At 32.6% G+C, this 7,234-nt stretch carries 6 protein-coding genes; 2 read left to right on the top strand and 4 right to left on the bottom strand.

Features of this window, described 5'->3' with window-relative positions; genetic code table 11:
• The first annotated feature begins 91 nt into the window (after nt 1–91).
• Nucleotides 92–1,282 carry an ADP-forming succinate--CoA ligase subunit beta gene (sucC, locus tag BXY80_RS13340; protein ID WP_120202762.1) on the top strand — a complete coding sequence of 397 codons (1,191 nt, stop codon included), beginning with the start codon at nt 92–94 and terminating at the stop codon, nt 1,280–1,282.
• A 56-nt stretch (nt 1,283–1,338) separates the two neighbouring features.
• Here sucC and BXY80_RS13345 read toward each other — a convergent pair whose 3' ends face one another.
• Nucleotides 1,339–1,611 (bottom strand): DUF1456 family protein, encoded by a 273-nt coding sequence (locus tag BXY80_RS13345; RefSeq protein ID WP_120202763.1) that lies wholly within the window; start codon nt 1,609–1,611, stop codon nt 1,339–1,341.
• 300 nt (nt 1,612–1,911) lie between these two features.
• On the opposite strand from BXY80_RS13345, the gene BXY80_RS13350 reads away from it, so the two are divergent.
• Nucleotides 1,912–2,313, top strand: a complete 402-nt coding sequence (locus BXY80_RS13350) for a TerB family tellurite resistance protein (protein WP_120202765.1) — start codon at nt 1,912–1,914, stop codon at nt 2,311–2,313.
• Nucleotides 2,314–2,351: 38 nt separating this feature from the next.
• On the opposite strand, the gene uvrB is transcribed toward BXY80_RS13350, so the two are convergent.
• The 3 genes from uvrB to BXY80_RS13365 all read right to left on the bottom strand — a co-directional run.
• Entirely contained in the window at nt 2,352–4,355 is a 2,004-nt protein-coding gene (uvrB, locus tag BXY80_RS13355) for an excinuclease ABC subunit UvrB (protein WP_120202767.1), read from the bottom strand.
• 105 nt (nt 4,356–4,460) lie between these two features.
• Nucleotides 4,461–6,794 carry a choice-of-anchor L domain-containing protein gene (locus BXY80_RS13360; RefSeq protein WP_120202769.1) on the bottom strand — a complete coding sequence of 778 codons (2,334 nt, stop codon included), beginning with the start codon at nt 6,792–6,794 and terminating at the stop codon, nt 4,461–4,463.
• A gap of 77 nt (nt 6,795–6,871) precedes the next feature.
• On the bottom strand, nt 6,872–7,234 hold a 363-nt coding region (locus tag BXY80_RS13365; RefSeq protein WP_147376139.1), incomplete at its 5' end, for a T9SS type B sorting domain-containing protein.

Genomic DNA, 7,234 nt, shown 5'->3' on the forward strand with positions numbered 1-7,234 from the left:
TTGGTAAAACCCTTAAGTATGTTTATTTTTGTGCACGTAAAAAATCACTTCGAAAACGTATTCGAAGACTAACAATAAATTTCAAGACCAAATGAATTTACACGAATATCAAGGAAAAGAATTATTAAACAGTTTTGGCGTACGTATTCAACGTGGTATCGTTGCACAAAATGCTGATGAAGCAGTTGCTGCAGCTAAGAAATTAACTGAAGATACTGGTACTGGTTGGCATGTTATTAAAGCACAAGTTCACGCTGGCGGTCGTGGAAAAGGTGGCGGCGTTAAGTTGGCTAAAAGTCTTGACGATGTTAAAACTATAGCTGGTCAAATTATAGGTATGGATTTGGTTACACCTCAAACATCTGCAGAAGGAAAACGTGTACATCAAGTGTTAGTAGCTGAAGATGTTTACTATCCTGGAGATTCTGAACCAGAAGAATATTACATGTCTGTTTTATTAAATAGAGCTAATGGCCGTAATATGATTATGTATTCTACAGAAGGAGGAATGGATATTGAAACTGTTGCAGAAGAAACACCTCATTTAATTTTTACTGAAGAAATTGACCCTGCAACAGGAATTTTACCATTTCAAGCACGTAAAGTTGCTTTTAATTTAGGATTGTCTGGAGCAGCTTTTAAAGACATGACAAAATTTGTTACTGCTTTATATACCGCTTATGTAAAATCTGATTCATCTTTATTTGAAATCAATCCGGTTTTGAAAACAAGTGATGATAAAATTATGGCTGTAGATGCAAAAGTGTCTTTGGACGCGAATGCCTTATTTAGACATAAAGACTTAGCTGAATTACGTGATTTACGTGAAGAAAATCCTATTGAAGTTGAAGCTGGAGAATTAGGCTTAAATTATGTTGATCTTGACGGAAACGTTGGTTGCATGGTAAATGGCGCTGGTTTGGCAATGGCAACTATGGATTTAATTAAGCAAGCAGGTGGTGAGCCAGCAAACTTTTTAGATGTTGGTGGTACAGCTGATGCTGCTAGAGTAGAAGCTGCGTTTAAAATTATTTTAAAAGATCCAGCTGTAAAAGCTATTCTTATTAATATTTTTGGTGGAATTGTACGTTGTGATCGTGTAGCTCAAGGTGTTATTGATGCTTATAAAAACATGGGAAATATAGAGGTGCCAATTATTGTGCGCTTGCAAGGTACTAATGCAGATATCGCTAAAGAATTAATTGATAATTCTGGTTTAGATGTAATGAGTGCTACAGAATTTCAGGAAGCTGCAGATAAAGTGCAACAAGTATTAGGATAAAAAAATGTTATGCTGAACGTGTTTTAGTATAAATATTATAAAAAAAAAGAGCAACTTTAATCGTTGCTCTTTTTTTGTGGTTTTGTTTTGTTGGTGTCATTTTTTTTCGGCGGCATTGGTCCCCGTAAATGAATGACTAATCCATTAAGAAAGTTTCTTAGAATTTGGTCACCACATTCCATATATTTAGGATGATCTTCATTTCTAAATAATGCGTTTAATTCGCTTTTAGAAACTCTAAAATCTACAAGCTGTAAAATTTTTATAATATCGTCATCTCTTAATTTGTGAGCAACTCTTAGTTTTTTAAATATATCGTTATTAGTCATTTTAGTTATGCTTATTGTTAGAATTCGTGTGGTTTTAATGCCGAAACGAAAGTACTTAAAATATAGTAAATAAACAGTATTGCATTTCGTCGATCATTATTTTTAAACATGGTATTATCGATGAAACGCATGATAATTGTAATTGATTGATTTTCAATTGTTTGTAATTAAAAAAAGTACGAAAGTAGGAATTTTACGATGAATTGCAGTTTTTTTTTCGATAAGCTACGGTTTATCAACGTTTAAGGCAAAACGAAACTAATTAACTTTATAATGATTAAAATTTAGATTCCCTCAGTTATGATAAATCGTGTCGAAAAGTTGAGTTTACTGTCAGAAATGATAGCTTTTGCTCAAATAGATGAAAATATAAAGTCGATTGAATATAAGTTCCTTTCAGGTGTTGCTAAACAATTAGAGATATCAAAAGAAGATTTTGATTATTTAATTGTGAATCCTGTTACTTACAAACATTTAAAATCACATAGCGAGCGTATTGTACAGTTTCATAGATTAGTACTTCTTATGAATTTAGACAAAGATATTTCTAGAAAAGAATTGGTAAAGCTTCATAATTTTGGACTACGTATGGGCTTAAGTCATGAATCTATAAATAAAGTGTTAGATTTAATGGAAAGCTTTCCTAATAAGATAGTTCCGCCAGATTTTTTAATTGAAATCTTTAAAGTTCAATATAATTAGTTTTGTTAAAAGTTAAAAAGGATAATATTACCTAACACCTAAATTTTCAATTTTTCTAATTTATTCTGATACGCTTTTATTTCGTCTCTTAACTGAGCAGCTATTATAAAATCTAAAGCTTTAGCAGCTTGTTCCATAGTCTTTCTTTTTTCACGTATTTTCTTTTCTAACTGACTTTTTGTTAAATACTCACTTTCAGGTTCAGCAGCTTTTAGTGCTTCTAGTTCGTAACTATATGTGCTTACTGAATTTTTTGATAAAGCATTGTCTAAACTTTTGTTTAATGCTTTTGGTGTGATATTGTTTTCAACATTATAAGCAATTTGTTTTTCACGTCTATAATTAGTTTCGTCAATAGTTTTTTGCATGCTCTTAGTGATTTTATCAGCATACATAATAGCTTTACCATTTAAGTTTCTAGCCGCTCTACCAACAGTTTGAGTTAATGATCTAGCCGAACGTAAAAAGCCTTCTTTATCTGCATCTAAAATAGCAACTAATGAAACCTCAGGTAAATCTAAACCTTCACGTAATAAGTTAACACCTACCAAGACATCAAATAAGCCTTTACGCAAATCTTGCATAATCTCAACGCGCTCTAACGTGTCTACATCACTATGGATATAACGACAACGAATTTGAATACGATCAAGATACTTTGTCAGTTCTTCTGCCATACGTTTAGTAAGTGTGGTTACTAAAGTACGTTCGTCTTTTTCTATACGTTGTTGAATTTCTTCTATTAAATCATCGATTTGATTTAAACTTGGTCTTACTTCAATAATTGGATCCAGCAAACCAGTTGGTCTAATGACTTGCTCAACATAGACACCATCGGTTTTTTGTAATTCGTAATCGGCTGGTGTTGCACTTACATATATCACTTGGTTTTGAAGCGCTTCAAATTCTTCAAATTTTAACGGACGATTATCCATTGCAGCAGGTAATCTAAAACCATATTCTACTAGATTCTCTTTTCTACTTCTGTCGCCGCCATACATAGCATGAACTTGAGAAACGGTAACATGACTTTCATCTACAACCATTAAAAAGTCGTCAGGAAAATAATCTAATAAACAAAACGGACGTGTTCCTGGTTGTCTGCCATCTAAATATCTTGAATAGTTTTCTATACCAGAACAATAGCCTAATTCGCGAATCATTTCTAAATCAAATTCTGTACGCTCTTTAAGGCGCTTGGCTTCGAGATGCTTGCCAATTTCTTTAAAGTAATCATGTTGTTTGACTAAATCATCCTGAATGCTTTTTATAGCACCTTGTAAAACTTCAGGAGAAGTAACAAACATGTTTGCTGGATATATTGTAAGTCTGTCGTATTTTTCTATAACCTCATTGGTTTGAATATTAAACTGTTCAATTTCTTCAATTTCATCTCCAAAGAAGTGGATACGAAAAGCATCATCTGCATAACTAGGGAATACATCTACAGTATCTCCTTTTATTCTGAAGTTTCCGTGTTTAAAATCTGCTTCAGTACGAGAATATAAACTTTGTACTAAACTGTGTAATAACTTTGTACGTGAAATTTCTTGATTGGTTTCTAAAGTAATTACGTTTTTTTGAAACTCAACAGGATTACCAATACCATATAAACAAGATACAGAAGCTATAACAATAACGTCACGACGACCAGAAAGTAGGGAAGAGGTTGTGCTTAAACGCATCTTCTCTATTTCTTCGTTTATAGATAAGTCTTTTTCTATATATACGCCAGAAACTGGTATGTATGCTTCGGGTTGGTAGTAATCATAATAGGATACAAAATACTCAACGGCATTGTCAGGAAAAAACTGTTTAAACTCAGAGTATAATTGTGCTGCTAAAGTTTTATTATGTGCTAAAACAAGTGTTGGTCGTTGCACTTCTTCAATAACATTAGCAACTGTAAATGTTTTACCAGAACCAGTAACACCAAGTAAGGTTTGGTATTTCTCACTTGAGTTTACACCAGCAACTAATTGTTGTATCGCTTGTGGTTGATCTCCTGTTGGACTAAATTCTGATTGTACTTTAAAACGCATTTTGCGTATTTTATTTGTTTATACTTTACGAGTTTAAATAGGTAATTATCATTTGTGAATGATACTGTAAATTTACAATAAACTTGATGGGAAATAAAACTAGATTTAGCGCTTTAAGCTAAAATGTCCTGTGTATGTTCGACCATCAATTAATGTTACGGTAAACCAATAATCATCGCTTGGTAAAGGTTGGCCATTTAAAGTGCCATCCCAACCGTTGCTTAAATGATTTTGTTGTGCTAATAGTTTCCCGAAGCGATTAAAAATCTTAATATCAATACCTTGATTAAATTCTGAATTGACACCATAAATTTGCCAACGTTCGTGATAAGGATCTCCATTTGGTGTAAAGAATTTTGGAAAGCCTAAAACCGAAACAACTTGATTAGTAACTCCACAACCATTTCTATCTCTTACATATACAGTATGAAATCCAGGACTTACATTTGTAAATATGTTTTCTTCTTGATAAAATCCATTACCATCATCTATAGCATACTCATAAAAACCTTCTCCAGATGCAATAACTGTTATTGTATTATTTATCGAAGCTTCTTGTACAATAACCTCATCTATAGTAGCAACATTTGAAGCTTCAACTGTAATTGTTCTGCTTGAAGAACAACCATTTGGATCTGTAACAATAACGGTATATGTACCAGCTTCATTAATATCATTAAATGAAGTGTTTACAGATGTGGTTGTGCCATTTAATTGCCATTCATAATAGTAATTACTTGGAGAGTCGTTTTGAACGCCTCCAAATAATGTTATGGTTTCTGGAAAAGTGTTTAAACAATATATTTTAAATTCATCATCTAATAAAACTGGCGTGTAAAGCACAACTAAGTTTACTGTTGCAATAGCATAACATTGATTGTTGCTTTCTACTTTTACAAAAATAGTTTGCGTATTTGGTGTTGTATTTTGGTGTGTTACGCTTAAATTGTTTGTACCATTTAGAGCATCTATTTCAGTTTCATAAAAAGAAACCATAGCATCTGCTGGAATTTGAGTTTCAATAGCTATTGTAATATCGTTTAAATTAAAGTCTGCAAAACCATCTATTATATCTCCATCACAAGCTTCTAAATCTGGAATGGTAACTGTCTGTGTCGAAATTTGTAATTGTAATTCAGCAATTGTAAAGCATTGATTTTGGTTTTCTACTCTAGCAAAAACAGTTTGAAACGGATTTGCATTTTGGAACATGGTTGCATCAGCAATAACATTTATATTTTGAATAGCATCAACTTCAGTTAAGAAGAAGTTTGCAATAAAAATGGAGTTGTCATTATTTGTAATATTACTTTGTGCATCAAATAAGTTATAGGTAGTAATGCCATCTTGATTAAAATCACATTCAATTAAAACAGAATCAATAGCAACTGGGTTTAAAACATATTCAATAACAACTTCACCATAAGAAATACAATTATTATCTAATGTAACTTCTACATTATATGTTCCAGCCGAAGTAACTTCATATGTCGGATTTGTTTCAGTCAATAATTCAACACCATCTCGAAACCATTTGTAGCTATTATTTGCACCAGGTTGCAAGGCATTAAGTTCACGTGTATCATTCTCGCACAATGCGTTATTGGTAGAGACTAATAAGTTTGGACCCAAATCTGTTGATAGCTGAAAACTTCCAGCTTCTAGAAAAACAGCAGAATCAAATCTAAAATTCACATGATCAGCGATGACCAATTTCACATGATAGGTTTCATTAGGAACTACATTTGCTGTTGCAGTTAGCACTTTTGTTTGACCAGCAAAATTTGTTGGAGATACAGATCCGTTAAAACCCTCAAAATAAAATTCATTTTCAGCAGTACATGCATTTGGAATATCTGGGCGTACAGTTGTTACTTTAACAGGTGTTTGAGTTCCTGGAATAAGGGCAATATTTTCGTATTGCTGTTCAGTTACAGGACGAATTAAAAATCCGAATAAGTCTGAAAAACGACATGTGTTTGCATTCCCTTCTTGATATTCTTCTGAAGCAAATATGTATCTAAAACTAACTTGAGAAGCTACAGATGTAAAATCGAATTCTAAAATTGTAGCGTTAAACGTATCAGATTCATTTAAAACACTTTCTAACTCGTTATCACCAGCCCAATTTGGAGCATCATCATCGCTTAATGAGTTGTTTGGTCCGGGAACATTATTTAGTCGTCCAGTGCTTAAAACAATTCCGCTTTGAAATGGAAACGTTGTGCCAGTTGCATCAAAAAAACCATAACTTTGATCTGTACCACTAAAATCACCACCAACAACATTAGTAACCACAACGTTTTCAATACAATCACTATCAATAAGAATGTCTTCAACAAGTTGTTGAGGTGTATAGGTTTGACTATCAACCTGAATGTTTTGACCAACAGCTACAGCTGAAATTAAACAACATAAAATTTGGAGTACTCGGTTCATTTGCAATTTTTTGCCGACTGCAAAGATACAAATTGAATACTTGCTAAGAATTAAATGATATGTTAAAGGTAATTATTTTAGTATCTAAGTGCAAAATGCCCTTTTACTTCAAAGGCGATATCATTCTTTTTCACTTTGGCTAAAAACCAATAGTCAGATGCAGGCATGAGTGCACCATTATAAGTACCATCCCAACCTGGTGAATTTGAAGATAATTGTTTTAATAATTTTCCAAAACGGTCATATATATAAATAATTGTGCCAGGTAAAGTTTCTACTCCTGTAATATGCCATGTATCAAAATAAGTATCTCCATTTGGTGTCATAAATTTTGGTGCATCAATTACAACAATATCTTTGGTTACTTCTGCGCATCCATTTAAATCTATAATGGTAATCGTGTGGTAACCTAAACTCACGTTTTCAAACACATTAGATTC

The organism is Ichthyenterobacterium magnum, from assembly GCF_003610635.1.
GTDB classification, from domain to species: domain Bacteria; phylum Bacteroidota; class Bacteroidia; order Flavobacteriales; family Flavobacteriaceae; genus Ichthyenterobacterium; species Ichthyenterobacterium magnum.